At 59.7% G+C, this 25,537-nt stretch carries 24 protein-coding genes, 1 tRNA gene and 2 pseudogenes; 11 read left to right on the top strand and 16 right to left on the bottom strand.

What is annotated here, in order from left to right; all coding sequences use genetic code 11:
* Positions 1-50: 50 nt before the first annotated feature.
* Positions 51-758 carry a murein L,D-transpeptidase catalytic domain family protein gene (locus K4A76_RS15805; RefSeq protein ID WP_161892667.1) on the top strand — a complete coding sequence of 236 codons (708 nt, stop codon included), beginning with the start codon at positions 51-53 and terminating at the stop codon, positions 756-758.
* Positions 759-785: 27 nt separating this feature from the next.
* On the opposite strand, the gene K4A76_RS15800 is transcribed toward K4A76_RS15805, so the two are convergent.
* Positions 786-1,490, bottom strand: a complete 705-nt coding sequence (locus K4A76_RS15800; protein WP_274410674.1) for an SDR family oxidoreductase — start codon at positions 1,488-1,490, stop codon at positions 786-788.
* Positions 1,491-1,829: 339 nt separating this feature from the next.
* On the opposite strand from K4A76_RS15800, the gene K4A76_RS15795 reads away from it, so the two are divergent.
* The 10 genes from K4A76_RS15795 (at position 1,830) to K4A76_RS15750 (ending at position 10,704) form a co-directional block, all read left to right on the top strand.
* Positions 1,830-3,176: a glutamine synthetase family protein gene (locus tag K4A76_RS15795; protein ID WP_274410673.1), complete on the top strand. Its 1,347-nt coding sequence runs from the start codon at positions 1,830-1,832 to the stop codon at positions 3,174-3,176.
* A gap of 67 nt (positions 3,177-3,243) precedes the next feature.
* Positions 3,244-4,047 (top strand): gamma-glutamyl-gamma-aminobutyrate hydrolase family protein, encoded by an 804-nt coding sequence (locus tag K4A76_RS15790; protein WP_274410672.1) that lies wholly within the window; start codon positions 3,244-3,246, stop codon positions 4,045-4,047.
* 5 nt (positions 4,048-4,052) lie between these two features.
* A complete protein-coding gene (locus tag K4A76_RS15785) occupies positions 4,053-5,411 on the top strand; it encodes an aspartate aminotransferase family protein (protein WP_274410671.1) in 1,359 nt (452 codons plus the stop codon).
* Between the two features lie 144 nt (positions 5,412-5,555).
* Entirely contained in the window at positions 5,556-6,110 is a 555-nt protein-coding gene (locus tag K4A76_RS15780; RefSeq protein ID WP_274410670.1) for a helix-turn-helix domain-containing protein, read from the top strand.
* 83 nt (positions 6,111-6,193) lie between these two features.
* Positions 6,194-6,715, top strand: coding sequence for a ProQ/FinO family protein (locus tag K4A76_RS15775; protein WP_274410669.1), 522 nt, complete (start codon positions 6,194-6,196; stop codon positions 6,713-6,715).
* 117 nt (positions 6,716-6,832) lie between these two features.
* Positions 6,833-7,264 (top strand): GNAT family N-acetyltransferase, encoded by a 432-nt coding sequence (locus tag K4A76_RS15770; protein WP_009686323.1) that lies wholly within the window; start codon positions 6,833-6,835, stop codon positions 7,262-7,264.
* Positions 7,265-7,503: 239 nt separating this feature from the next.
* Positions 7,504-8,142: a response regulator transcription factor GacA gene (gacA, locus tag K4A76_RS15765; RefSeq protein WP_003251380.1), complete on the top strand. Its 639-nt coding sequence runs from the start codon at positions 7,504-7,506 to the stop codon at positions 8,140-8,142.
* Positions 8,143-8,147: 5 nt separating this feature from the next.
* Positions 8,148-9,971 (top strand): excinuclease ABC subunit UvrC, encoded by a 1,824-nt coding sequence (gene uvrC / locus K4A76_RS15760; protein ID WP_274410668.1) that lies wholly within the window; start codon positions 8,148-8,150, stop codon positions 9,969-9,971.
* Positions 9,972-10,003: 32 nt separating this feature from the next.
* The gene (pgsA, locus tag K4A76_RS15755) at positions 10,004-10,564 is read left to right on the top strand and encodes a CDP-diacylglycerol--glycerol-3-phosphate 3-phosphatidyltransferase (RefSeq protein ID WP_029885978.1); all 561 of its coding nucleotides are present in this window, start codon (positions 10,004-10,006) and stop codon (positions 10,562-10,564) included.
* A gap of 64 nt (positions 10,565-10,628) precedes the next feature.
* Positions 10,629-10,704, top strand: a tRNA-Gly gene (locus K4A76_RS15750).
* A gap of 102 nt (positions 10,705-10,806) precedes the next feature.
* Here the strand turns inward: K4A76_RS15750 and K4A76_RS15745 are convergent.
* The 15 genes and pseudogenes from K4A76_RS15745 to tssF all read right to left on the bottom strand — a co-directional run bounded on the left by K4A76_RS15745 (position 10,807) and on the right by tssF (position 25,535).
* On the bottom strand, positions 10,807-11,322 hold the full coding sequence (locus tag K4A76_RS15745; RefSeq protein ID WP_274410667.1) for an autoinducer binding domain-containing protein: 516 nt from the start codon (positions 11,320-11,322) through the stop codon (positions 10,807-10,809).
* A gap of 196 nt (positions 11,323-11,518) precedes the next feature.
* Positions 11,519-12,121 (bottom strand): annotated as a pseudogene (locus K4A76_RS15740) (contractile injection system protein, VgrG/Pvc8 family); the annotation flags it as partial.
* 29 nt (positions 12,122-12,150) lie between these two features.
* Positions 12,151-12,537: pseudogene (locus tag K4A76_RS15735) on the bottom strand (Hcp family type VI secretion system effector); the annotation flags it as partial.
* A gap of 178 nt (positions 12,538-12,715) precedes the next feature.
* The gene (locus K4A76_RS15730; RefSeq protein WP_274410666.1) at positions 12,716-13,678 is read right to left on the bottom strand and encodes a hypothetical protein; all 963 of its coding nucleotides are present in this window, start codon (positions 13,676-13,678) and stop codon (positions 12,716-12,718) included.
* Positions 13,679-14,770, bottom strand: coding sequence for a hypothetical protein (locus K4A76_RS15725; protein ID WP_274410665.1), 1,092 nt, complete (start codon positions 14,768-14,770; stop codon positions 13,679-13,681).
* Positions 14,771-14,772: 2 nt separating this feature from the next.
* Complete coding sequence (locus tag K4A76_RS15720; protein ID WP_274410664.1) at positions 14,773-15,129, bottom strand: DUF4150 domain-containing protein; 357 nt, start codon at positions 15,127-15,129, stop codon at positions 14,773-14,775.
* Positions 15,129-16,490, bottom strand: coding sequence for a DUF2169 family type VI secretion system accessory protein (locus tag K4A76_RS15715; protein ID WP_274410663.1), 1,362 nt, complete (start codon positions 16,488-16,490; stop codon positions 15,129-15,131). The genes K4A76_RS15720 and K4A76_RS15715 overlap by 1 nt, the downstream gene beginning before the upstream one ends.
* A gap of 14 nt (positions 16,491-16,504) precedes the next feature.
* Entirely contained in the window at positions 16,505-18,475 is a 1,971-nt protein-coding gene (locus K4A76_RS15710; protein ID WP_274410662.1) for a type VI secretion system Vgr family protein, read from the bottom strand.
* Positions 18,476-18,546: 71 nt separating this feature from the next.
* On the bottom strand, positions 18,547-19,068 hold the full coding sequence (locus K4A76_RS15705) for an Hcp family type VI secretion system effector (RefSeq protein WP_009686338.1): 522 nt from the start codon (positions 19,066-19,068) through the stop codon (positions 18,547-18,549).
* Positions 19,069-19,200: 132 nt separating this feature from the next.
* Positions 19,201-19,992, bottom strand: coding sequence for a type IVB secretion system protein IcmH/DotU (gene icmH / locus K4A76_RS15700; protein ID WP_274412304.1), 792 nt, complete (start codon positions 19,990-19,992; stop codon positions 19,201-19,203).
* 64 nt (positions 19,993-20,056) lie between these two features.
* A complete protein-coding gene (gene tssK, locus K4A76_RS15695) occupies positions 20,057-21,394 on the bottom strand; it encodes a type VI secretion system baseplate subunit TssK (protein ID WP_274410661.1) in 1,338 nt (445 codons plus the stop codon).
* Positions 21,395-21,446: 52 nt separating this feature from the next.
* Positions 21,447-22,241, bottom strand: a complete 795-nt coding sequence (gene tssJ, locus K4A76_RS15690; RefSeq protein WP_274410660.1) for a type VI secretion system lipoprotein TssJ — start codon at positions 22,239-22,241, stop codon at positions 21,447-21,449.
* Positions 22,238-22,792 carry an FHA domain-containing protein gene (locus K4A76_RS15685; RefSeq protein ID WP_274410659.1) on the bottom strand — a complete coding sequence of 185 codons (555 nt, stop codon included), beginning with the start codon at positions 22,790-22,792 and terminating at the stop codon, positions 22,238-22,240. Before K4A76_RS15685 ends, tssJ begins: the two co-directional genes overlap by 4 nt.
* The gene (tssG, locus tag K4A76_RS15680) at positions 22,789-23,805 is read right to left on the bottom strand and encodes a type VI secretion system baseplate subunit TssG (RefSeq protein WP_274410658.1); all 1,017 of its coding nucleotides are present in this window, start codon (positions 23,803-23,805) and stop codon (positions 22,789-22,791) included. The genes K4A76_RS15685 and tssG overlap by 4 nt, the downstream gene beginning before the upstream one ends.
* Positions 23,769-25,535, bottom strand: coding sequence for a type VI secretion system baseplate subunit TssF (gene tssF, locus K4A76_RS15675; RefSeq protein WP_274410657.1), 1,767 nt, complete (start codon positions 25,533-25,535; stop codon positions 23,769-23,771). Before tssF ends, tssG begins: the two co-directional genes overlap by 37 nt.
* Positions 25,536-25,537: the final 2 nt, after the last annotated feature.

The following is a 25,537-nucleotide window of genomic DNA, read 5'->3' as shown; positions in this document are numbered from 1 at the left end:
GCTGCAAGCAACGGCTGGACAGGCCCGTTTTCCAACAGGGATCCGTATCGATGTTCACCTCAGTGCGCCGCGCTGTGCGGCTTGCGATGGCCATTGCCGGCCTGATCATTCTCGGTGCCTGGCACAGCGCTCAGGCGCAGTCGCTGCCCAGTGCTGCCGAGCTGCAGCGATTGGCACCCGCCGCCAGTCTAGCGACCTTGGCCCTGGCGCTTACCGCCTATCACTGTGCGAGCCAGGGGGAAGGGGACAAATTGCTGACCGTTATCGATTATTCCAGGGCCTCGCGTGACAAGCGCTTGTGGGTGTTCGACCTGCGCGCCAGGCAGCTGTTGTTCGAAGAGTGGGTCACCCATGGCAAGAACAGCGGCGCCGATCTGCCGAACGCGTTTTCCAACGCGCCGAACAGTTACCAGTCCTCCGTCGGCCTTTATCAAACCGGCCAGGCCTACAATGGCAAGCATGGGCGCTCGTTGCGCCTGCAGGGGCTGGAGCCAGGGTTCAATGACAACAGCATGGCGCGTGCGATCGTCATGCACGCCGCAGCGTACGCCGACCCCAGCGTGGTGCCTAGCCTCGGCCGCCTCGGGCGCAGCCAGGGTTGCCCTGCCGTACGCCCGGCGATTGCCGAGAAATTGATCCACACGCTGCAACGCGGCAGCTACGTGTTCGCCTACTACCCGCAGCAGGCGTGGCTGAAGCACTCGCGTTACTTGAACGCCCAACGTTGCGTGGCAAGCCCATCGATCGCCGGCAAGTGACGAGGCGCGCTTACCTCGTCAGCAGCCTCACACGCTACGCGTCAGGCCGCCGTCGACCTTGATGTTCTGCCCGGTCATGTAGGCAGCACCCTCGCTGGCAAGGAACGCGATGGTGGCGGCAATTTCTTCGGGGGTGCCGTAACGCTTGAGCGGTACGCTGTCGCGGCGTTGCTCTGTGGCTGGCAAGCTGTCTATCCAGCCCGGCAGCACGTTGTTGATGCGCACGTTATCGGCGGCGTAGGTGTCGGCGAAGATCTTGCTGAAGGCCGCCAGCCCCGAGCGGAACACCGCGGAAGTGGGGAACAGGTCGCTCGGCTCGAATGCCCAGGCGGTAGAGATGTTAATGATCACGCCACCCTTTTGCCGCTGCATGTAGGGCGTCACCAGGCGTGTCGGGCGAATGACATTGAGCAGGTAAGTGTCCATGCCTTTGTGCCAGTCCTCGTCGCTGATCTCCAGGATGGGCGCACGTGGGCCGTGCCCCGCGCTGTTGACCAGCACATCGATGCGGCCCCATTTGCCGACCACAGCGTCTACCAGGCGCTGCAGGTCCTCAACCGACTGGTTGCTACCGGTAACGCCGATGCCGCCAAGCTCCGCCGCCAGGGCCTCGCCCTTGCCCGATGAAGAAAGGATGCCCACGTTAAAACCATCCGCGGCCAGGCGCCGAGCTACGGCGGCACCCATGCCGCTGCCACCGGCCGTGATGATTGCAACTTTGTCTACTGTCATGCTGCCTCCAAGGTTGGCGTTCATCTGATTGCGTAAGTGCTTCCACCATAGCAGCGCCCTCGGGTGGCAAGTGAGACAGTCAAGCTTCTCAGAGCCAGTAGTTAAGCTACTGGCTTGTTGCGCGTGGCAGGGACCAAGTCGCGCAGACGCAGACCGGCGGCGCGCAGATGATCTTGACGCGTGAAATTTTTAATGTATTTTTTCATGAAAAATATCTGCGAAAATTTCACGAGCGCCCAGGCTATTGAAGGCGTGCCAGAGGTTGAAGCCCTTGCAAACGCGGGCGGCATTCAAGGGCGAGTCTTCACTTGAGTTGGTTCACCTCACAAGGACAAGAACATGAGTGCCCCCTCTGCGGATTTGCTGCTTGAAGTGCGTGCGTTTCGGGCGCAGCATCCGGCCATACGTTATGTCGACCTGATTGCGCTGGACATTCCCGGGCATTTCTACGGCAAGCGCTACCCCATCGACATGCTGGAAAAGGTTGCAGCTGGTGCACCGCTGAAGCTACCGCAGAACTGCGTGCTGCTGGGTACCCAGGGCGGCCTTTACCCGATAGGTGACTACTGCTTTGCCGACGGTGACCCGGATGCCGTACGGCGGCTGGTGCCAGGTACGCTGAAGCCGGTGCGCTGGGAACAAGAGCCGATCGCCCAGATGCTGATCACCTCCGACGGCACCGCCAGGCCGATCGAGTTCGAGCCACGGGAAGTGCTGGCCCGCGTGCTGCAGCGCCTTGCCAGGCGTGGGATACGCCCGGTGGTGGCGTTCGAGCTGGAGTTTTACCTGTTCGATCGCGCGCTGGACAACGGCTTGCCCTGTTACCCGCGTGACACTGCCAGCGGCGACGCAGACGACCAGCCGAACATGCACATCGAGCGCCTCTCGCGCTTTTCCTCGGTGTTGCATGAAATGGTCGATGGCGCCAATGAGCAAGGCGTGCCGGCGAACGTGATCACTGCCGAGCTGGGCCCAGGCCAGTTCGAAATCAACTTCTCGCACAGCGACGATGCCCTTGCCGCGGCTGACTGGTCGGCACTGTTCTGCCGCAGTACCCGGGGCATTGCCCTGAAGCACGGCTACCGTGCCAGCTTCATGAGCAAGCCCTACCTGGATGCGCCAGGCAGCGGCATGCACGTGCACGTCAGCCTGTACGACAACGACGGCAACAACCTGCTTGCCGCTGCCGAACAGCGCAAGCTGCGCCATGCGGTGGCGGGGTGCCTGGAACTGCTGCCGCACTGTATGCCGATTTTTGCCCCCAACCACAACGCCTACCGCCGTTACGGTGCCATGGTCAACGCCGCGAGCAAGGCCAGCTGGGGCTTCGAAGACCGTGATGCGTGCATTCGCATCCCCGAATCCGACCCGCGCAACCTGCGCATCGAGCACCGCCTGGCAGGCGCAGATGCCAACCCGTACCTGGTGCTGGCGGCCATTCTCATCGGCATGGAGTACGGCCTGGAGCGGGGCGTCGAGCCCATCGCCCCGCTGAACGACGACCGCCAGAGCGGCATCGACTTCCCCAAGGACCCGCTCAGCGGCCTGGCCGCCATGCGCCATCACCCGGTGCTGGAGCAAGGCCTGGGCAGCGAGTTCGTGATGGTCTACTGCGAAAACAAGTACCAGGAGCAACTGGACTTCATGCGCCACATCGATGCCCGCGAGTACCGGTGGTTCCTGTAGCGCCTGCGGTTCGCCCCCATCCCTTGCCAACGAAAACCACGCGCAATACTCATTGCCGGAGGACGCTATGCCACGTGTGCCCGTGATCGGCATCACCGCTTGCACCACCATGAGCGGGCAGCATGCCACCCAGACCATTGCCGAGAAGTATGCACGTGCGGCAGCCAAGGCGGCGTGCGGCCTGCCCATCGTGATACCCAGCCTGGGCGAGCTGCTCGATAGCGCCGACATCCTCGCGGTGGTGGACGGGCTGATCTTTACCGGTTCGCCGTCCAATATCGAGCCGTTTCACTACCACGGCGCGGCCAGTGCCGAGGGCACCCAGCACGACCCGCTGCGTGACGCCACCACGTTACCGCTGATGCGCGCGGCGATCGCCGCCGGCGTGCCGGTGCTGGGCATCTGCCGTGGTTTTCAGGAAATGAACGTGGCACTGGGCGGCACCCTGCACCAGAACGTGCATGAGGCTGGCGCATTCATGGACCACCGCGAAGGCGCGGGCGAGCCAATTGCCAAGCAATACGGCCCGCGCCACACCATGCATGTGCAGCCAGGCGGTTTGCTCGAACGCCTGGGCTTGCCGGCAGTATTCGAGGTCAACTCCATCCACGGCCAGGGCATCGATGTGCTGGCGCCGGGGTTGAGGGTGGAGGCATTGGCGCCCGACGGCCTGGTGGAGGCGATCTCGCTGGACAACGGCCAGGGCTTCAGCCTGGCCGTGCAATGGCACCCCGAGTACCAGGTCATGGACAACCCGCAGTACCTGACCCTGTTCCAGGCGTTCGGCGCGGCTTGCCGCCAGCGCTCGCTGCTGCGCCAGAACCGCAAGCAACCCCACCGCGCAGCGCGCCTGCGCGACCTGATGGAGTGAAGACAATGAGTGCACAGAATTCGCAGACCCAGGCTTGGCAAGCGCTTAGCCGCGACCACCACCTGGCGCCGTTCAGCGATGCTAAACAGTTGGCCGAGAAAGGCCCGCGCATCATCACCCAGGCCAAGGGCGTATACCTGTGGGATAGCGAGGGCAACAAGATCCTCGATGCCATGGCTGGCCTGTGGTGCGTGGCGGTCGGCTATGGCCGCGATGAGCTGGCGGAGGTCGCCAGCCAGCAAATGAAGCAGCTGCCGTACTACAACCTGTTCTTCCAGACCGCGCACCCACCGGCGCTGGAGCTGGCCAAGGCGATCGCCGACCTGGCCCCGCCAGGCATGAACCATGTGTTCTTCACCGGCTCCGGTTCCGAAGGCAATGACACCGTGCTGCGCATGGTGCGCCACTACTGGGCGCTGAAAGGCCAGCCCGACAAGAAGGTGATCATCGGCCGCATCAACGGCTACCACGGCTCTACCGTGGCAGGCGCTGCCCTGGGGGGCATGAGCGGCATGCACCAGCAGGGCGGGGTGATCCCGGATATCGTGCATATCCCGCAGCCGTACTGGTTCGGCGAGGGCGGCGACATGACCGAGGCCGACTTCGGTGTGTGGGCCGCCGAGCAGCTGGAGCGCAAGATTCTGGAGGTGGGCGAAAACAACGTCGCAGCCTTCATCGCCGAGCCGATCCAGGGTGCCGGGGGCGTGATCATTGCGCCGGACACTTACTGGCCAAAGGTCAAGCAGATCCTTGCCAAGTACGACATCCTGTTCGTGGCCGATGAAGTGATCTGCGGCTTTGGCCGTACCGGGCAGTGGTTCGGTACTGACTACTATGACCTCGAGCCCGACCTGATGACGATCGCCAAGGGCCTGACTTCGGGCTACATACCGATGGGCGGCGTGATCGTGCGTGACGAGGTGGCGCGGGTCGTCAGCGAAGGTGGCGATTTCAACCACGGCTTTACCTATTCCGGCCACCCGGTGGCCGCGGCGGTGGCGCTGGAGAACCTGCGCATCCTGCGCGACGAGCAGATCATCACGCAGGTGCAGGAACAGACTGCGCCTTACCTGCAGCAGCGCCTGCGTGAGCTGGCCGACCACCCGTTGGTCGGTGAGGTGCGCGGCCTGGGCATGCTGGGCGCGATCGAGCTGGTAAAAGACAAGGCCAGCCGCACCCGCTACACAGGCAAAGGCGTGGGCATGATCTGCCGCCAGCACTGCTTCGACAACGGCCTGATCATGCGCGCGGTGGGCGACACCATGATCATCGCGCCGCCTTTGGTGATCAGCATTGCCGAGATCGACGAGCTGGTGGCAAAGGCGCGCAAATGCCTCGACCTCACGTATGAGGCTGTTCGCTGAGCGGCAGGTGGCATCAGCGGGGCTGCAAAGCGGCCCCGGTTTGCCTGTCTGGCACGCAGCAAGGCCTGGAAGCATTTTGCTTTGCAGGTTGAATCCTGTACTTTTCAGGGCATTGTTTTTCCGTCCGTACGTCGCGATTCAACTATGAAAGTGCACGAAGAAATCGAAGGCCTGGCAGTACTGATTCGCGACCTGCGTAAGTTCAAGGGCCTGACCCTTGGCGAGCTGGCCCAGCGTATCGGCCGCTCGGTGGGGTTCCTGTCCCAGGTCGAGCGCGGTGTTTCGCGCCCGACCGTCGCCGACCTGACGGCCATCAGCGAAGAGCTCGGTGTGTCGACTGCCTACTTCTACAAGCTGGCCAAGCCCCGCGAGCTCGGCTGGGTTACCCGCCCGCACGAGCGCCGCACCTTGCACCTGGCCGGTGGCATCACCGATGTGCTGGCATCCCCCAGCATCAGTGGCGCCTTCTCCATACTCGATAGCCACCTTGAACCTGGGGCGAGCAGTGGCGAGGAGTACCTGGACGACAGTTCAGAGCAGGGGTGTTTCGTGCTCGAAGGCGAATTGACCGTGTGGCTCGACGGCGGTGAGCCCGTTACCCTGCGCGCCAATGACAGTTTCCAGCTGCAGCCACATGCCAGCTTTCGTTATGCCAACCTGACCGGCAAACCAACGCGGGTGTTGTGGGTATTCAGCTGATGGAAAGATGACCTGCAAACACTGGGGTGGCTGCATGGGTTATCCTTGCACCCCGCAATCAACCACAAGCAGTGAATTGAACGATGGGTTTTGAACAACTAGCAGAGCTACGCGACCGCCTGCGGGCGGAGAAACAGCAGGTAAAGGCCGAAAGCGCGAAACAGCCAAAGCGCAAGCCGTCCCCGCAGGCGAAGCCGCGCGAACAGGATCCGGCGGTCGCTGCGATCTGGCCTTTGCAGAAGCATTTTCCCCTGGCCTTCCCGGTCAACCCGGCCCCCAAGGTGCCGCTCAAGGAAGGCATCTTCAAGGATGCCGAGCAACACCTGGAGCTGCTCGGCCTGACCCGTGAACAGCTGAAGCTGGGTATTTCCACCTGGTGCCGCGGCGCCCGGTACTGGGCCAGCATGGTCGAAAATGCACCGCGCCTGGACCTCAGTGGCCAAGCAGCGGGTACCGTGACTGCTGCACAGGCACTGCATGCCAAGCAGCAGGCTGCGCGGCACCGCAGCCAGGAACGCCGTAACCGGGCCAAGGCCAAGGCACAGGCTGCCGCCCCTGCCGCCGAGCCTGCCGCCGAGCCTGCTGCCGAGCAGCCTGAGGGCTGACCCCGCCCCTCGCCAACCTGGCGAACCTACTGATCGCCTCCGTGCATCGGTGCCTGGGGCTGCCCTGCTGGACAGCCCCGGGCACAACGTCAACCGCGACCGTGAGCGTTGATTGACATGGGCCTGCAACTGATCCCTGCCACCACCAGCCACTGCACCTTCGCCCGCGACCTGACTCGCCGCGCCATGCTCCCTTATTACGGCCAATACGGTCTGCTATGGGTGGAAGACGCCTTCGACCAGGCCTGGGGCTGGCGCGAACAGTGGCTGGTGGCAGATGGCACCGCGGTGCTGGGTTACTGCAGCCTCAGCCAGGACCGCCAGGCCCTGTTCATCCGCGAGTTGCATTTGCTCCCCGAGCACCGCGGGCGCGGTGTTGGCAGTTGGGTGCTGGAGCAGTTGGCACTGTGGGCCAGGCAGCGGCAGTTGCCGCTGCTCAGGCTGATGGTGTTTCGCAGCAATCCGGCACGCCGCCTTTACCAGCGCCATGGGTTTATCGAGATGGGTGAAGACGATTGCTTCGTGCGTATGCAGCGCGCTATCGAGTGATCGCCAGGCGCTGGCGTGTCCAGCGCGAACGGCGTAGGCATCAAGGATCCATATCGACCATCAGCCGGCACGTTGCCTACCTGCTGGCGCGCTTGACGGGTCATGTTAAACCCCGGTAAACAGTATGGATTCTCACAGCTGAGCGTCGGACGTTTCTGACGAAAGTAATGCGTTAGGCCCACTGTGAAAAATTTTGTTAAGGTGGCGGGATCCAATCGCCCTGCTGATGAGGTGTGTGCTTGATTAGGGTCTTAGTCGTCGATGATCACGATCTGGTACGAACCGGTATTACGCGCATGTTGGCCGACATTGACGGCCTGCAGGTGGTGGGTGAGGGGGACTCGGGCGAGTCGGCGCTCAAGCTGGCCCGTGAGCTGAAGCCAGACGTGGTGCTGATGGACGTGAAAATGCCCGGCATCGGCGGCCTGGAAGCCACTCGCAAACTGTTGCGCAGCCACCCGGACATCAAAGTGGTTGCAGTCACCGTGTGCGAGGAAGACCCGTTCCCCACGCGCTTGCTGCAGGCCGGCGCTGCCGGTTACCTGACCAAGGGCGCAGGGCTCGATGAAATGGTCCAGGCCATCCGCCTGGCATTTGCCGGCCAGCGCTACATCAGCCCGCAGATCGCCCAGCAGTTGGCGCTCAAGCCGTTCCAGCCACAAGGCTCGCCGTTCGACGCCTTGTCCGAGCGGGAAATCCAGATCGCCCTGATGATCGTCGGTTGCCAGAAAGTGCAGATCATCTCCGACAAGTTGTGCCTCTCGCCCAAGACCGTCAATACTTACCGTTATCGGATCTTTGAAAAACTCTCGGTCACCAGCGACGTCGAATTGACCTTGCTGGCCGTTCGCCACGGTATGGTTGACGCAAGCCTGTAAACCTCATGTCCCAAGTTTTTGATGCCAGCGCATTCCTGGCGACCTGCAGTGGTCGCCCCGGCGTTTATCGGATGTTCGACGTCGACGCCCGCCTGCTGTATGTGGGCAAGGCCAAGAACCTGAAAAAGCGCCTGGCCAGCTATTTCCGCAAGACCGGCCTGGCCCCCAAGACCGCCGCGCTGGTTGCGCGCATCGCCCAGGTCGAGACCACCATCACCGCCAATGAAACCGAGGCGTTGCTGCTGGAGCAGAACCTGATCAAGGAATGGCGGCCGCCCTACAACATCCTGCTGCGCGACGATAAGTCCTACCCCTACGTGTTCTTGTCTGACGGGGAGTTTCCCCGCCTGGGTATTCATCGGGGCGCGAAAAAGGCCAAGGGCCGTTACTTCGGCCCATACCCCAGCGCCGGCGCCATACGTGAAAGCCTCAGCCTGTTGCAGAAGGCCTTTTCCGTGCGCCAGTGCGAAGACAGCTATTACGCCAACCGCACCCGGCCCTGCCTGCAGTACCAGATCAAGCGCTGCAAAGGGCCGTGCACCGACTTGGTAAGCGCCCAGGAATATGCCGAGGACGTGCGCCATTCGGTGATGTTTCTGGAAGGGCGCAGCCAGCAGTTGGGCAATGAGTTGAATGCCGAAATGGAGAAAGCCGCCATGGCACTCGATTTCGAAAAGGCCGCCGAACTGCGCGACCAGATCAGCCTGCTGCGCCGCGTGCAGGACCAGCAGTACATCGAAGGTGGCACGGGTGATGTCGATGTCATCGCTGCCTTCGTCAACCCGGGTGGCGCCTGCGTGCACCTGATCAGCGTGCGCGGTGGGCGGGTACTGGGCAGCAAGAACTTTTTCCCGCAGGTGGGCATCGAGGAAGACCTGGCCGAGGTCATGGCCGCCTTTCTTTCCCAGTACTACCTGGGCAATGCAGAGCGCGAACTGCCAGGCGAGTTGATCGTCAACGTTGTGCACGAAGACTTCACCGCCATTACCGAGGCCCTGCACACGCTGCGTGGGCGCGAGCTGACCATCAGCCACCGGGTAAGGGGCACCCGGGCCCGCTGGCAGCAACTGGCCGTGACCAACGCCGAGCAGGCGCTCAACGCCCGGCTGGCCAACCGTCAGCACATGGCGGCCCGCTTCGAGGCCCTGGCCGAGGTCCTGGGACTGGACGAAGTGCCGCAGCGCCTGGAGTGCTACGACATCAGTCACTCCAGTGGCGAAGCCACCGTAGCCAGCTGCGTGGTGTTCGGCCCCGAGGGGCCGATCAAGTCCGACTACCGCCGCTTCAATATCGAAGGCATCACCGCTGGCGACGATTACGCCGCCATGCACCAGGCCCTGACCCGCCGCTATGGGCGTATCAAGGACGGGGAGGGCAAACTGCCCGACGTGCTGCTGGTGGACGGTGGCAAGGGCCAGCTGAACATGGCCCGCGATGTGATGCAGGAGCTGGGTTTCAGCGAACTGACCCTGCTGGGTGTCGCCAAGGGCGTCACGCGCAAGGCCGGTTTCGAAACCCTGTACCTGAACGACGTGCACCACGAATTCACCCTCAAGGGCGATTCTGCGGCCTTGCACCTGATCCAGCAGATCCGTGACGAAGCCCACCGCTTTGCTATCACCGGCCATCGCGCCCGGCGTGGCAAGGCGCGGCGGGTGTCCAGCCTGGAAGATGTTGCCGGGGTAGGGCCAAAGCGCCGCCGCGACCTGCTGAAACATTTCGGCGGCCTGCAGGAGCTCAACCGCGCCAGTATCGATGAAATTGCCAAAGCGCCCGGCATCAGCAAAAAGCTTGCCGAATCAATTTATGCCAGCCTGCATAGCGAGTAGAATGCCGGCTCAACTTGCGGCCAGTCGTACCGATGAATATTCCAAACTTGCTCACCGTTCTACGCGTCCTGCTCATCCCGTGCTTCATTCTGCTGTTCTACATGCCGTACCAGTGGAGTTACATGGCCGCCAGCAGCGTGTTCGCGGTTGCCGCTGCCACCGACTGGCTGGACGGCTACCTGGCGCGGCGCCTGCAGCAAAGCACGCCGTTCGGTGCCTTCCTCGACCCGGTGGCCGACAAGCTGATGGTGGCGGTGGCCCTGGTGCTGCTGGTACAGACCCATGCCAATTTCTGGCTTACCCTGCCGGCAGCGGTGATCATAGGCCGTGAAATCGTGGTTTCGGCACTGCGCGAGTGGATGGCCGAGCTGGGCGCGCGGGCGCACGTGGCCGTGTCCAACCTGGGCAAGTGGAAAACGGCAGCGCAGATGCTGGCGCTGGTGATCCTGCTGGGCAACCCGCCAGCGGTGACCTTCTGGGTGATCCTCGGTTATGCACTGCTGTTGGTGGCGGCGGGGCTCACACTGTGGTCGATGGCGCACTATCTGCTGGCGGCCTGGCCGCACCTGCGCGAAGGTTCGGAGCAGAAGTAAAAGTTTTTTTGAATCAAGGGGTTGACGCGGTTTTTGAAATCGCTAGAATGGCACCCATCACGACGCGGGAATAGCTCAGTTGGTAGAGCACGACCTTGCCAAGGTCGGGGTCGCGAGTTCGAGTCTCGTTTCCCGCTCCAAACATGGATTTGCAGGTTTCAATTGAGGTCTGTAAATCATCGAAAATAGACGCTTCGGCGTCTTTTTTCGTTTCTGTGAGCCACGAAATTCCAAGTACATTTTCAATTACAGCGATTTCGTTGAGCTGGGTTAAACGCCGGCCCATGTTCGCGTTCAGCCAGTCTTGCCTCCCGGGTGGCTGCCAGGTGCAGGCGCTCACCCAGCCACATGACCCACGCGGCTTTTTCGTAATGCTCGGTGATCGACAGCCTGACGTGAGGGCGCAGCAGCGTCAGGCTGCTGTGGCCGCTACCGTCGTGCAGCGGCTGGATCCAGCCGTAACGCAGGCCCAGAGCATAGGCCGTCGCCCATGAGCCGGCGGCAGACTGGAATGCGTCTTCGCTCCACATCACGGGCATGTTCGAGTATTGGCGAGTGTCTGGTCGCAAATCCAGTGCCGCCTGGACCAATTGCATACCCTGTGGCGGAAGGTTGCCTGCGCTGAGCTGATGGTTCTGGCTGTTGTAGGTAAAGCTGTAGAAGGGGAACGCCAGTTCTGCAACGAGGGTAGGCAACTGCTCGAGCAGCGCTGGCAGGTCTTGCAGGCGCTGCCAGTCCGCCGCTGTTCGGTTAATCATCGCACCTCCGTTCAAGGCAGCCCCGACGTGATCTGGAGGTGTCGTATCCAGGACGAAACTAACCGTAAAACGAGTATGAGCGTTAAATCCTACTCAATTGGTCAACTGTAGCGCCACCGCCGCGATCAAGCAAAGCGCCAGACTGTTGAACAGGGCACATAACGCTGTGATCGCGGAGAGGCGGTTTTTGCCTCGGAGTGCTTTGATCGACGCCGGCTGCTTCTTCCTGGAGGCTGGTGAACTGGCTGCCCTTGTGAACCACGCTGTTCACACGCCAATGCACATTTAGGTCGTCGCGAGGGTGGCCTGTGAGTGTGAAGCTCAGGCCAGGCTGCAGCCTGACGTCATCCCCCTGCTCCTGCGCGATGCGCACATCATGGCGCAGGGCGGTGATACGGTTTTCGGTGAACGGCTTGCCCACGGCATCGCGCTTGTAGCGGCCGGGGTAGTCGAAGCGCTCGTAGTCGCTGGACTGGTGTTCGAGGAAAGCGCCTGAAGCACGGTGTTCCTGGCGATACGCTGGGTTGGTGAAGGTGTAGTCGCGTTGTACCTGTCGCGAGGTTCTGACGTGCTCGCTGTAGCAAAAGCGCCGCAGGCAAGGCCTGGCCTGATCGCCGCCACTGTTGGATTGATACAGCACGGTATTGGGGTCGATAACGTCTTCGCCGTCGAAGAAGCCTTCGTCACCGTTGTCGGTCTTGAGCGCCCCATGGCTGATCAGCCCGAGGGATAGCAGCTGATCCGTGATGATCAGCTTATGCAGGTTTTCACTGTGCTCGAAGCGATAGACGAAGCAAGACGCAAGGGCCATGCAATACCTGTAGGAGCATGAGGCCGTGTGATGTTGATGTCGACGATGCTGGCGTCCTCCAGCTTGGTGGTGAAGAAGTGCTCCTGCTTGCCCTCCACGGAAGTGCGATACCAATTGACTTCAACGGTCGGCAGCATTTCGCCGCTGGGCAAAGCTTCATACATCAGCGGTGTCGCCTTGTTCAGCGCGCTGGTGAAGATGAAGGGTTTGTGGACCCGTTGGCCTGCAGGCTGGCCACTCTATGGATCGGTAGGTACGGTCACTTGGTGCTTGATCTCCTGCACTAGGATCTCGTCTTCGTGGCCTTCGACAAACACTTTGCCGACTAAGTCGGAGGTGAGGGCGCCCGCAGTGATGTTGCCTTGAGTCTGGCCTTCAGTGTTGATGTAAGCGGGTGTTGGCATGGCAGTTTCTCCGGAGCCCATGTGGATAAAGCCTGCTTTTGAGTGGTGAGGTCATGCTGTTAATCGGGCGTCTACAGTGAGTAATGTTGTAATGTGGTTTGGTATTGTGAAGTTATGGTGGTATTTGTACGTCCTGCCAGTGCAGAGTGATGCCTCTGCACTGGCTTGAAAGATAAGGTCAGTTGTTGTCAATGTGATTAATCAATTTCCAGGTGGTTCCATCGTATCTGATTAATTTTTTAGATCCTAATGCCCAAAGTGTTCCATTCTTTGTCTCTATCGAGTCAATCTCAATGATTTTCTCGGGCAGATTGACTTTTAGTATTTTGCCGTGACGCATGTTGTATAACCCGTCGCTTGCGCCAATGTAATATTCATCCTCGAAATTTGCTATAGAATAAAAGTCGCAGTCAAGCGTCTTTCGGCAAATTGCTCGAAAGCCATTTATGGCGTTCCCTTCTAGAATGGTGCCATTTGATCCGGCGACCCAGACCTCGCTCTCCGACTGTATAAATATGCCGTACAGGCATGCCCTGGTTATGGGGGGGAGTATTGACCAATTGATTCCGTTGTAGTGAGCGATGAAACCTTCGCTTCCGACAATGTATATATCAGATTGGTGCAGTCCGTGAATGTCAATCAAGTCTAAGGGAGTAGCGATGGTAGTGAGGGAGCTGGGGCTTTTGTCTCTAATTCCGGCATCAAAGCGCTCCCACTTTTCTTTTTGCCTCTTGTATACCTGCCCGGCATACCCGCATGCGTATAGCGCATCTCCTATATGTCTAATGCGAGTCATATAGCCTCGGCTCTCCTCTGTGTGACTGAGGCCGGCACCTTTGATTTTTTCTATTCTGATACCTGCGGAGCTATAGAGTTCTACATCACCCTGCTCGCTTAGCGAACAAACATGCCGGGGAGTTGTGGGGTTCGCAGGAACTAAACATGTAGATATCACTGCCCAACCCGGTAGGTCGTGATGGAACCATTGATTGGAGGGTGTCGCACTATCGTCATAAATAAACATTCTTGTGAAAATCATGTCGCTGGCTAGATTGTCTAGCGTGCCAGTCATGTAATATATGGTTTCGCTTATCGCGGTCCCGGCCAGCATCGTGATGCTGGAATTGTTTGTTTTTTTCATTTAAAGTGGTCCTGTGCCTGAATTGGATTTTGAGCCAACTGATTCTACAGGAATGGTTTTAGTAATATGTCCATATGGGTCGGCTCTGCCTATGAAGTCAAGCTGCAACCCTTTGGATTGGTGATAGCCTCTAAGCTGCGCTGATAGGTTGGCTTCATTGCATTTTGTTACTCTGCTGACTGCTCTGGCGCCAATTTCTTCTAATGTAAGCAGTGGGGCGGTTCCCCTCGGTGAGTTGAGTAGACCCACAGCCTGTTCTTCCGGATCGTAAATTCGATGAATTCTACCATGCTCACCTGTCCGATCTTTGCCCTGAACGCATATCACTAACCCATCATTATTGGAAAGCCCACCAGGAATTCGAGTCCTTGAGCCTAATCGAAAAACACGGTCTGGGACGACATGGTGGCCGGTCAGTGGCGGGGGACATGTCGGTCTTCCTTTGATTTTATATGGACGGAGTATGCAGCGCGGGTCGATAACACGCTTGCCTTTCCCTCCATCTCGTAATCTAGCCGTTGATTTGCTGAATTTTCCGCCAGTTTTCCCAATGAGTACTCCACCTTTAATGAGTCCCCCCGCAAACGGAATCATTGCTGCGGCAGATGCCATTGCTTCAGTGTAATTCCCCCTTCCTATGCTGATGGCAGCGTTAGTGCCCCCAGCAATTGTTCCGATCCCAGGGATAATGCTTAACAAGTCAAGACTCAGTTGTATATTGTACAGTGTGTTGTCTTTAGAGTTGAGTTCAGGATCTAATTCTTCGTCGATAGTGGGATTGTAGTCGCTGTTTTTCTTGTTGGGAAAGTCGACTGAGCCTATGACTCGACCTACAGTGTTTCCATTGGGGGTTGTTCCTATGTGCTCATCTTTCGTTGTTTTCGGCGGTGCGTAGTCGGGCAATCCATATTCTGGGACGTCTGCGCGAAATTTTTTATATTCTTCATAAGACAGGTGCTCTCTGGTTGTTAGTATTTTTCCGTTCCAGAGTTGAACGACTACGGTATTACCTTCTTGATAGGTGGCGATGCTGTGCGTATCGCTTATGTATTGTTGGAACTTACTGATTTTAATTTCTAAAGGTTCGTCCATGACTACGACCCATTCATCCAAAATAGATCATTGTGGCGGACGACCAATTTCCCCTCGGCGCGCACTGTGCTACTTTTTTCTTGCGGGTAACATTTACCGCCAACGGTATTGCTGGTTATCCCTTTCGCCGCACCTGCCTGATCCCCATCAGTTTTGGGTACGAGGCTCATGTCATATACGACAATTGGTTTGCCGTTGACACGCACGGATTTCGCTACGCCAGTTGCTATCTTCAACTCAGCAGTGACGGGATAGGGAATAGGCGGGGTCGCGCTACCCATGGGAGTTTTACAAACATCGGGGGCGATGCTGACGACTCTCCAGTTTGCTTGTTTACGAGCAAGTATATTCGTTGCCATCAGCCTCTCTCCCCTTCAGTTTGTTTTGTGGGTCGGGCGCGTTTTATGAGTGGGGCTGTGGGATCGATCTCGAACCTGGCTTCCAGTGCACGGATAGGTTCGGTAGAGGGAAGGCTGATTCGATGAGTCAACGATAAACTCATTGCGTCTGTGTCGATAACCAGGGTGTCAGTGAGTAAGGGAATGGGAATCAGCGCACCGTTGTGAAACCGTGCCAGCAGAAATGGGCGATGACCTGGTAATTCAACGATCAGGCGACCGTTGTGGCCGTTTTCATGTGAAGTCAGGTTGAACAATTCGATCTGTACATCAGGCCTCAAGAAGGCTGTTTGCTGATCTGCAGGAGCACAGTTCCAATAGCCAAACTCAAAGTCGGCAGGGAGGCCAGGCCAGCGAGTGTCCCGCCATTCATCATCATAGGTGCCCGCGAGGGCAAGGCGTGGCGCCCAAGCGCGCCCGACTACTCCAAACCCTGCTGGCTGGTGAGTGAGCGCTCTGGATATCTCGGCCATCTCTTTAGCAGTGACATCACCATCGGGCTGGTGGCTACTTACAAGTTTTGTAATGGGGTCATTGATTTGTTCAATCTGAGGAGCCAGCAAGGCCTCTATCGGCTGCTCAATTGCGTTCGCGAGCTCAAAGTGACGAGTGTCGACCCATCCCTGGCCCAGTGGATTGCTATAGCAAACCTGATTAATGATATGAGGCTCAGAGGCACGATCAGGAAATTGAGGGTTATGCAAGATGCTTGAACCGCCAAAAGCGTATTCCCATTGCAGTGGTACGCGCTCAGCAAGTTCAGCTTCAGTAACATGCCATCCAGTAAACAGGCTTGGCTTGAAGATCCTAGGCCCGGTGAAGCGGAGCCGCTTGTTCAACAAGATATTACGAGTTGGGGCATTAGCGCGGCGCAGTGTTGCCTCCGCTTGTGCATCCCGCCATGCATATAACTGTTGCTCCGTCGGAGGTCCGTCTGAAGTGGACGATTTTGGTGATGTAATATTTATCTTTAATGGCGCCGCAGGTTCGCTCAAGCGAATTCCAGCAGTCCACGACCGCGCAGCTTCCATGCCTGGTGCATAGGCATGTCCATTGACAATAACATCACAGCGAGGTTTGAAAGGTGCTAAATCACTTTCTTCCTTGACGCTACTGCGCCCTTCCTCGCCATAGTATTTATCGGCTAGGCAAAGTGGAACTGGATCATCATCGATTACTTCAGCGGAAAAGCTCCCCGGTTTCTTGGCAATGGGTTGTAGTCGATAGCCAACTTTCATCACAATCACTGGGTGCTCTATATCCAGTTTGCTGAGCGCACTGAAGCACATGACGTCAAACGGCGTCAGGTTGCGAAATTCCATCCTGGGTTACCCCTTCAGTTAAGATCGACATCCTTGCCGTTGATTTGCACAGGCCCTGTGGCACTGAAGTCAAAGTTGCTGCCGTTGATCAGCACGGTTCCGTCGGACTTCATGACCAACGACGCTTTACCAACCGTGATGCTGAGTTCGTCGCCTGCTGTGATGTTGAAGCGGTTGCCAACGATCACGGACTTGTGAATGCCCACCTGCTCGCTTTGGCTAAGACCAACTGTCGTGTTCATTGCCGCACCGACACTGACCTGGTAGCCCGCGCCAATGGTCAATGCCTTGGCCAATGCGATGGTCTCGGTCTTGTTGGCACCGATGGAGATGGTTTCGTTATGATCCACCCGCTCGCTGCGGTCATTGCCGACGAAGGTGGTTTCGTTGTGTTTGACGACGTTGTTCTGGTCCTTCTCCGCATGGATAAACACTTCCTGTCGACCCCGCTCGTCCTCGAACCGCAGCTCGTTGAAGCCATCACCCTTGTGGGTCTGGCTCTTGATGGTCATGCGGGTTTTGTGGTCGGGCAGGTCGTAGGGCGGCAGCTGGTTACCGCAATAGGTGCGCCCGGTGATCATCGGCTGGTCGGGGTCTCCGTTGACGTACTGGATGACCACGTCCTGCCCGATGCGCGGGATGGCCATCGCTCCCCAACTGCCACCTGCCCACCCTTGGGATACACGCACCCAGCAGGAGCTGAACTCGTCGTTGTTGCTCTCCCGGTCCCAGGGGAAGCTGACCTTGACCCGGCCCCATTCGTCGCAGTAGATCTCCTCGCCCGGAGGGCCGACCACGGTTGCCATGTGCGGGCCATCGACTCGAGGCTTGTCCAGCGGAGGGGGGCGCCACTCGGTTCTGCCGGGTACCAGTTGGGCGGTTTGCTCATAGCGTGTGCTTTGATCGACGCCGGCTGCTTCTTCCTGGAGGCTGGTGAACTGGCTGCCCTTGTGAGCCACGCTGTTCACGCGCCAATGCACATTTAGGTCGTCGCGAGGGTGGCCTGTGAGTGTGAAGCTCAGGCCAGGCTGCAGCCTGACGTCATCCCCCTGCACCTGCGCGATGCGCACATCATGGCGCAGGGCGGTGATCCGGTTTTCGGTGAACGGCTTGCCCACGGCATCGCGCTTGTAGCGGCCGGGGTAGTCGAAGCGCTCGTAGTCGCTGGACTGGTGTTCCAGGAAAGCGCCTGAAGCACGGTGTTCCTGGCGATACGCCGGGTTGGTGAAGGTGTAGTCGCGCTGGACCTGTCGCGAGGTTCTGACGTGCTCGCTGTAGCGCAAGCGCCATAGGCAAGGCCTGGCCTGATGGCCGCCACTGTCGGACTGATACAGCACGGTGTCGGGGTCGATAACGTCTTCGCCGTCGAAGAAGCTTTCGTCACCGTTGTCGGTCTTGAGCGCCCCATGGCTGATCAGCCCGAGGGATAGCAGCTGATCCGTGATGATCAGCTTATGCAGGGTTTCACTGTGCTCGAAGCGATAGACAAAGCCCTCTTCAGCCGCCAGGCGGGCGATGAAGGCAAGGTCGGTCTCGCCCGCTTGCACGCAGAACTCGCGCACGTGGTGATCCCTGATCGCGCGAAGCTCGTATTGAACGATGCCTTGACGTTTGAGCATCAGCTCAAGAATCTGCGGCACGGTTTTTTGTTGGAAGATGCGCCAGTTCGAACGCAGTCCGGCGCGGGCCAGAACAGGTTCGACTAACGCATGGTAGTAAGTGCGATGGAAGCCACTTTCCCCTTGGCTAAGACTACTGACCAACCCATGTACGTAGCGTACGGGTCGTTCACCGTCCCAGATCGTGAAGACGATCGGCTTATCCAGCAACTGGCCGAAATCGATGTCCGGTTCGAAGCTGATCAATTTCAGTTCGAGGGTGAAAGGCGTGCTGATCGCTTCCTTCAGTTCGAACGACACCACTTCAAATTCGGCATTGCCAACCAGTGGCTGAAGGCTGTAACGGAGGTTGGATTGACGAGGCATGGGAAGTCCTGTTTCGCTGACCTGGTCTTTGCAGCCCGGGCAGTATTCCTGCCCGGGCTGGTGTCGTTGAATCAGACAGCCTCTATGGGTCTACGCCAGTCATCGGAACCCGCCGTGCTGGCGGTGATGTGCTCCCACTCAATGCCGCGATAGCTCATCGAAACCTCGACGAACTGAGTGAAATCTTTGTTCTCCTGCTTTTGAACATGGGGCATCTCCAAGTCGATGTCGACGATGACGGCATCGATCAACTTCGTGCTGAAGAAGCATTCTTGCTTGCCCTCAATAGATGTGCGGTACCAGCTGATTTCCACATTAGGTAGCAGCTCTCCACTGGACAGTGCGCTGTACAGAAGGGGCACCGCTTTATTGAGAGAGCACGTGATTATCAGAGGCCCGTGAACACGCTGCCCAGCAGGCTGACCGCTTTGGGGGTCGGTGGGCACGGTTATCTTGTGTTTGAGTGCCTGTACCAGCATTTGATCTTCGTGCCCCTCGACGAAGATGTTGCCAACTGATTCGGCGGTGAAGGCGCCCGCGGTGATGTTGCCCTGGGTCTGGCCTTCGATCTTGATGTAAGCGGGTGTTGGCATGGCAGTTTCTCCTGCGTCCATGTGGAAAAGCACGCGCACAAGCGGCTACGTGGCCATCGGAATCGATGGGCTTTTTCAACGGGGCAAACGCCCCGTCAATTCGTTGAATACGATCGTGCCGACTGCCGGCGGTTACTGCTGCAAGATGCTGTCGAGTGACTGCAGCACCTCATGGGTGATCAGGTGCAGGCGGTAGCTGTAGATGCCGTAGGCCGTGGCCATCGCAAGGGCGGAAAGCACCAGAGGGCTCCACCAAGGCCATTGCCGGTTCATGCGGAAGTTGCGCGGGGCAACGTTGCTGTAAGGGTCGCAGACCGTTGTCGGCGTAGGCCCACGTAGCTCCCGGATGATTGCGTGGAGCTGGTGAATGAGGGTGTTCAGCGTTTCGTCGCCTTTGGGGGCGAGGCCATACTTGCCTTTGAGCCCCAGGCACAGAATGAAGTACATGAACTCCAGCACGTCCTGGTACCGCTGGGGTTCTTGCATCAGGCGCGAGATCACGGTGAAGATCTTTTCGCCGCCAAAGGTTTCACTGTGGTAGATGCTGAGCAGGGGCTCCTGGCTCCAGAGGCTTGCCTGGCCCCAGGGCCTCTCCATCACGGCTTCATCGATGAACAGGCACAGGCCATAGGAATAGGCCAGAAGTTGCGTGGTCTCGTAGCCCTGCTGACGCAGCTCTTGCTGGATATTTTCGATCTGGTTGCGCACCTGCCGGTGCACCTGTTCGAGGTTGGGCAGTGTATCGAGCGTGCGGATGCGCATGACCAAGCCGAGCAAAGGGGCGGCGGCGTCCAGCATCACATTGCTGTAGCCGCCCCGCAGTTGGAAATCCGGATCGGCTGGGTAGCCTTCACCCGCCGGATCGGGTTCTGGCGTGGGTGTCGAGCATCCTGCCCCCTTTGTGCCTGCAGTGTTTTCAAGCATCCAGCGCAGCTGCTCGACTTTCGCAGGTGCGCTGCCATCGCCCGGGTGGTCGTTCGCGTGCATTTCACTCACTCCTGATTGCCCAGAACTGCAACTCGAGCCCGGGGAATTCCCCGGCGATATGAATCCCGAAACCGTTGGCCGTGTTCATGCAGGCCCAGGCCGGGTCGCGGCAGTCGAGCCCGAAATAGCTGAAGCCTGCATGGAAGGGCAGCTCGCGCGGCGCGACCGGCAGCGGCTGTAGCGCAATACCGGGCAGTTGCTTGTGCACCAGGTCATTCAACGTTTCCAGGGACGTGACCTTGGCCTTCTGCATGAACAGTTGGCGCAAGGTCGGCGGCGGCATGTCTGCACGCACGGCAAGGATGAAGTCCGCGTCATCGATCAGGCGGCGGTCTTCGAGCGTCGTCGTCATTACCCCGTAATCCAGCGCGTTCAGCGGTAGAGAGACCGCCCGCGGCTGCAGGACCGTACCCAGGGCGCGGCGCAACGTGTCCTGCAGGGGGTTGAACGACGCACGCAATGCGCTGTGCTGGTAGGCGGGGTACTCAGCAGGCAGCCGGCTTTCGTCGGTGAAGGTCACGAACTCGCCGCAGGCCTGGCTCATGTGCAGGTACAGCTGCTCAGGGTGTGTCTGCCCCTGCCTGGCCAGGTGCTGGAAGCACGGCCACCACCGGTTCATGGCTTGCAACAGGTTGAAGTCGCGGATATCGGCGATGCCGGATTGGCCAGCAGCACCGATTCGGCTGGCCAGGTTGCGTGAGCGCTCGCGCAGGGTGTTGGTGATTTCTTCGAGGTAACGCTGCAGTGCGGGCACAGCCCGTACCGAGACGCTGGTCGGGTAGAACCCTTCGTCGAGTTGCAGGCTGCCATCGGGTCGCCGCTCCAGGATACGTGCCAGTGCCAGGCGGGTGTAGGCGCTGCTGTCGTCAGCCTTGCGCTTGAGTTGCAGGTTCGGCACTGCCAGATCGACCTGGGCCAGGTCGCCATCGGCGCTGTGGGTGTCCTTGATTTCCTGGGGCTGAGCGCTGTAGCGGAAATTGGCGGCGTTGTCGGGCCAACTCACCTCTCGACCGCCCTCGGTGCGCAGCGGCAGGCACAGGTAAACCTCGCTGTCCTTTGCGCCGTCGTCGTCGATTTCCAGCGGCGGCGGCGGCGGCAGGTCTGCCGGAATGTCGAACACCGTACCGTCCGGCATGATGCCGCGGGCGCGGGTGATCGCGACCTTGCCCAGGCTCAGGTATTCCTCGTTCAGTTGCAGCTCGCTGAAGCCATAGAAGGCCGCGTTCAGGCTGGCAAGACGTTGGTGCTGGGCTGCTTCAGCGGCGCGTGTAGCCTGCTGGAAATGCTGCGGTTTGACGAACAGGCCTTCAGGCCACAGGACGGGATTACGTGAACTCATGAGCGCTCCGTGTCAGCGTGAGTGAGCGAGAAGGGCAGGGTTGCAGGCGCCATCAGTCTTGCTCCTTGAGCAAAACCTGCGTGTCGTTGAGCAACACCGACAGGATGATCTGGTGGCCCCGCGGTGGAATGCGCAGTACCTGGTTCCAGGTGGCATCGTCCTGGTTGCGGTAATCGGCGATCACGGCAACGAAGCGGGTCTCGGGCTCGATGGCGGTAAGGGGAATGAACTTGAACTGCCCAGGGTGCAGCAGGTAATCGTCATCGCGAATATAGGTACTGCGCAGCGCCTTGGCGGGGTCTTTGTCCAGCAGCTCATAAAGGCTGTTGCGCAGCAATGAGTCGTCGCGCAGTTGCAGGATCTTGATAGCCATGGGCGTAGCCACCGCTTCGGTGGCCGGCGTGGTGCTGTGCGGTAAGGTCAGCACCATGTTCGCGTCTTCGTAGCGGCCGGGTGTGCTGTGCTCGAAGGGCGAGCGAAGCGGGAGATCGGCCTCTTCCTCTGGTAACTCGACAGGCGAGGCCGCCGGGTACTGCTCCTGCAGAAACTCGAACAGGGTGCCGACCTTCTCGGCCAGGGCGTAGGGGTCGCCCGCGCTCAAGGTGACTGCGTAGGGGCTGGGGGCCAGGCTGCTTTCTTGCTCGGCCAGCACCTCCACACTGCTGGGGTTGCTGTTGAGTGTGGGGCTGGCGTTGATGCTGAAAGCAATTTCGGTAGGGTGATCCTTGGGCGCCCCGACGGGTATCGAAGGGTTCAGCGCCACTTGGCCCATTTTGCCCAGGGCGGTGCAGCCCGAGAGCCCGATCAGGGTTGCCAGAAGCCCGGCCACCAGTGAATGACGCGTCATCGGCGTTCTCCTGCAACCAGGCGGTCCAGCGGGTCCTGCGCCGTGGCTTGCGTCACCGCGTCCAGTGCTGCCAAGGGATCGTTGCCCATACCTTGGGCGAATACCGAGCAAATCTCGGCGACCGGGGCCGTTTTGGGCTGGGCAGGCCAACGCTCTGCTGGGGCATCCAGGATGAATTGGTCGAGCACCCGTGAGTCGGGGTTGAATAACGCCTCCAGCGAACGGGCATCCGCTGGCGAGAGCTGGACCAACAGCCGATAAGCGCCGACCCGAAGCCGGTCGCCCTCAAGCAGCCGCCTGGCTGACCGCGTGCCCAGGCTGCCCAGGTTGTCGTTCAGGTAGGTGTGCCCGCAGCGGTCGATGACGCAGAAGCTACCTTCGAGCCAACGGATCTCGCAGTGGATCGGTGCCACGCTCTGTGCGCCGTCATTGATCAGCCACGCGGCCCCCACGCTGCCGATGGTGCCGCCTGCGCGATCGAATGTGTGCCGGGCCGTGACGTTGTGCTGCAACTGGTCGAGGTTGGTAATGTTCAAGGTCAATGTGCTCATGAGCGCCCCCGAAAGCGCACCACGGGGCTGATCTGGCCATGGCGGTCATCGGTGAAGCTGGTCCAGCCCAGGTGGGCGCCTTGGCGCGGGTGCAGGCAGAAGGGCGACAGCGCGTTGTGCTGCAGCCGCAATTCCAGGTCGTAGGCCAACCCATCGCGCAGCAGGAAGTCGATCAAGGCGCGCAAGCGATTGAAGTTGATGCCGCTGGGCAGCAAGCCACGCAGCTGGGGTTGGTCCAGCTCGCTGATCACGATGGTGAACTTGCTGCTGCGCGTTCGCGTGCGGCTGCCGACCAGGAACGAAGTGCCCAGCTCGCCGTTGCTGCAGCCAAGGCTTACCAGTTGCCGGGTTGTCGTAGGCACCGAGCGGGTCTCGAACTCCCTGATGTGCACCTGTTTCAGGTCGAAGCAGTGGGTGATGATGCCCGCGACGGTGCCCGGTGCGCGGCTGCGGCTGGCGATGACACCGGCGAAGCTGAGCAGTCGGCTCCAGGGCAACGGCGTGTCGCCGCGCAGTTGTTTGTCATTCAACCCCAGCAGGGCAAAGATGTACTGGGAGAAGCCATCGCTGGCACCTGGCTGGAAGCGAATGTAGTAGCGGTACTTGCGCCACACGCGGTGCAGCAGGGTGAGCAGGTAGTGGTTGAAGAAGTCGAAAAAGGCCGGCCGCACACCGATACCCTGCGCATGCTCGTAGGCCACCTGCTCCAGGTAGTAGGCAGGCAAGGGTGAGTCAGTGCCATGCAGGCCCATGAAGGTGGCGCACACGCGGTAGCGGTCTTCTGCCCCGGGCATGCGTTCGGCTTTGTACACGTCGGAAACCGGAAAGGTCAGCCGTGGGTCACAGGCCAGCCGCACGCGCAGCCGGGTGGCCTGGTCCGGCCAGCGCGGTTCCAGGTCATCCCCATGCAAGCCGTGCAGGCGCTCCAGCAACTGGTAGAAGTTGTACTGGTGTGCCTCGGCGAGCAGCCTGTCGGCTAGATCAGCGGTTGTTTGCCGGTCTGGATGGGCCATGTGTAGTGCTCGTTGTTGGTGATGTTGATTACTTCCAGTTGATGGAAGGAATTGATGCTGGCGTACAGGGCGAAGAAGTGCGCCAGCACGCAGCCGAACAGGTACAGGTCGCCTTCACACAGGAAGGCGGCCTGGTCCAGCTTCAGCCGTGTGCGCAGCCCGCGAATGGGCTGGCCCTTGATCAGCCAATCCAAAGGCTCGGTCTGAACATCGCGAATGCCTTCCAGGCGCTTGTGGGTCGTGCGCGTCTGCTGCAGGTCGTGCAAGGCCACGAAGTCATAGGCACGGATCACCGCCTTCAGCGGCTCGGCAGACAGCAGCGACAGGTAGTTGAGCGACATGTTGGAAACCAGCGCCCACTGCAACTGGCCATCCAGCACTGGCCGGTAGGGGCGGGTGGGTTTGCAGATGTTGGTGTAGGTGGTCAGCGCTGGCGTGGCTTCGCAAACCACATCGATGTCGTCGACGCCTAACGCCAGGGGCAGATCGCGGTTGGTGCAGGTCAGGTCGATGGACGCCGTTTCCAGCTCACCGGTGTAAGCGTTGGCATCGGCACGCACGAAGGCGATGCGGTGCGTGACGCCCTCGCCGCGCAAGGACTCCTCGAGGGTGTAGCGGTAGTACAACGCCGTGCGCCCTTGAGCATGCTCGATCTCATGGGCGAACGATTCGAACGGGCGGAACGTGCGTAGGTGTTCGCCGGTGCTGCCGTCTGTTGTGGTGCGGGTGCTGACCACCTTGTCGACACTGAAAATCTCAAACGCATGCCGTTCTTTCCCTCTGGGGGTCAGCTCGGCAGGGGCCTGCCGATTGGAGAGGTCGATAGGTTCGGCGCTGTAGCTGAACAGGTTGACCGCCGGCGTGCAGAACAGGCGCAAATCCGCCATGCCGATACGCAACGAGGCAGGGAGCTGGCGGGTGAAGTGAAGTTCGATGCCCACCTGCCGAGTCGCTTGATCGGGCCAGACTTTCTGCAGTGCGCTAACGCTGAAGAAGTGGAAGCGCTTCGCGAAAACGAAGTATTCCTGCAGGATCCGATAGCCATCGAAGACGTTCTGCGGATAAGGCAGCAGCCCTTCGTTCGCGCTGAAGCCCGGAAAGATGATGCTGCTGGCCGGCAACCGGTGCACCTGGCCATTGATCGTTACCGCCACATGCTTGAGGTATTGAGCAAGCCACAGGTAGAGCGTGCGGGCTGTCTTGTCATCACCGCTCAAGTGGAAATCCAGGCTGTCGCAGCCGAGGGTGTTCAAGGGGCGCTCGACCAGGGTGCGCAGTTCGATGCGTGCTACCGAACTGTCGAGCGTCTGGGTAGCGCTGACCGATTCGATCTCGAACGGGTGGATGTCCACGGCCGTGCACGTGCGAAACTCACAAGGCACGCCATCCACAGGCCTGGAGAACAACGGTGAGCCCTTGGGAATGCAGTGTGATTGGCTGAGCGCTTGCTTGAGTGGCGTGAACTGGATGATCGTGGCGCTCGGCAGGGGCCGCAGGTAATTGGGCCACAGCAACTGCAGCATGGGGTGCGTCAGCTCTGGCAGGTCATCCTCCAGCTTGAGGCGCAACTTGGCGGTGAGGAAGGCAAAAGCCTCCATCAGCCGTTCGACGTCCGGGTCGCTGCCACCTTTGCCCAGCAGCCGGGCAAGTTGTGGGTTGTCGGTAGCGAAGTCGTTGCCCAGTTCATGCAGGTAACGCAACTCTTCGCTGAATCGATCCTTGAGTGACATCG

This window comes from Pseudomonas sp. NEEL19, assembly GCF_028751975.1.
Classification (GTDB): Bacteria; Pseudomonadota; Gammaproteobacteria; order Pseudomonadales; family Pseudomonadaceae; genus Aquipseudomonas; species Aquipseudomonas juntendi.
This window is presented reverse-complemented; position numbering and strand designations above follow the sequence as displayed.

Coding starts and splice junctions, on each gene's coding strand:
- K4A76_RS15715 (WP_274410663.1), bottom strand. CDS start 16,490: ATGGAATTTCGCAACCTGACGCCGTTTGACGTCATGTGCTTCAGTGCG.
- K4A76_RS15785 (WP_274410671.1), top strand. CDS start 4,053: ATGAGTGCACAGAATTCGCAGACCCAGGCTTGGCAAGCGCTTAGCCGC.
- K4A76_RS15720 (WP_274410664.1), bottom strand. CDS start 15,129: ATGGCAACGAATATACTTGCTCGTAAACAAGCAAACTGGAGAGTCGTC.
- K4A76_RS15775 (WP_274410669.1), top strand. CDS start 6,194: ATGGGTTTTGAACAACTAGCAGAGCTACGCGACCGCCTGCGGGCGGAG.
- K4A76_RS15685 (WP_274410659.1), bottom strand. CDS start 22,792: ATGAGCACATTGACCTTGAACATTACCAACCTCGACCAGTTGCAGCAC.
- K4A76_RS15800 (WP_274410674.1), bottom strand. CDS start 1,490: ATGACAGTAGACAAAGTTGCAATCATCACGGCCGGTGGCAGCGGCATG.
- tssF (WP_274410657.1), bottom strand. CDS start 25,535: ATGTCACTCAAGGATCGATTCAGCGAAGAGTTGCGTTACCTGCATGAA.
- uvrC (WP_274410668.1), top strand. CDS start 8,148: ATGTCCCAAGTTTTTGATGCCAGCGCATTCCTGGCGACCTGCAGTGGT.
- K4A76_RS15805 (WP_161892667.1), top strand. CDS start 51: ATGTTCACCTCAGTGCGCCGCGCTGTGCGGCTTGCGATGGCCATTGCC.
- K4A76_RS15710 (WP_274410662.1), bottom strand. CDS start 18,475: ATGCCTCGTCAATCCAACCTCCGTTACAGCCTTCAGCCACTGGTTGGC.
- K4A76_RS15705 (WP_009686338.1), bottom strand. CDS start 19,068: ATGCCAACACCCGCTTACATCAAGATCGAAGGCCAGACCCAGGGCAAC.
- K4A76_RS15725 (WP_274410665.1), bottom strand. CDS start 14,770: ATGGACGAACCTTTAGAAATTAAAATCAGTAAGTTCCAACAATACATA.
- pgsA (WP_029885978.1), top strand. CDS start 10,004: ATGAATATTCCAAACTTGCTCACCGTTCTACGCGTCCTGCTCATCCCG.
- icmH (WP_274412304.1), bottom strand. CDS start 19,992: ATGCTTGAAAACACTGCAGGCACAAAGGGGGCAGGATGCTCGACACCC.
- K4A76_RS15770 (WP_009686323.1), top strand. CDS start 6,833: ATGGGCCTGCAACTGATCCCTGCCACCACCAGCCACTGCACCTTCGCC.
- tssK (WP_274410661.1), bottom strand. CDS start 21,394: ATGAGTTCACGTAATCCCGTCCTGTGGCCTGAAGGCCTGTTCGTCAAA.
- K4A76_RS15780 (WP_274410670.1), top strand. CDS start 5,556: ATGAAAGTGCACGAAGAAATCGAAGGCCTGGCAGTACTGATTCGCGAC.
- K4A76_RS15730 (WP_274410666.1), bottom strand. CDS start 13,678: ATGAAAAAAACAAACAATTCCAGCATCACGATGCTGGCCGGGACCGCG.
- K4A76_RS15745 (WP_274410667.1), bottom strand. CDS start 11,322: ATGATTAACCGAACAGCGGCGGACTGGCAGCGCCTGCAAGACCTGCCA.
- K4A76_RS15790 (WP_274410672.1), top strand. CDS start 3,244: ATGCCACGTGTGCCCGTGATCGGCATCACCGCTTGCACCACCATGAGC.
- K4A76_RS15795 (WP_274410673.1), top strand. CDS start 1,830: ATGAGTGCCCCCTCTGCGGATTTGCTGCTTGAAGTGCGTGCGTTTCGG.
- tssG (WP_274410658.1), bottom strand. CDS start 23,805: ATGGCCCATCCAGACCGGCAAACAACCGCTGATCTAGCCGACAGGCTG.
- tssJ (WP_274410660.1), bottom strand. CDS start 22,241: ATGACGCGTCATTCACTGGTGGCCGGGCTTCTGGCAACCCTGATCGGG.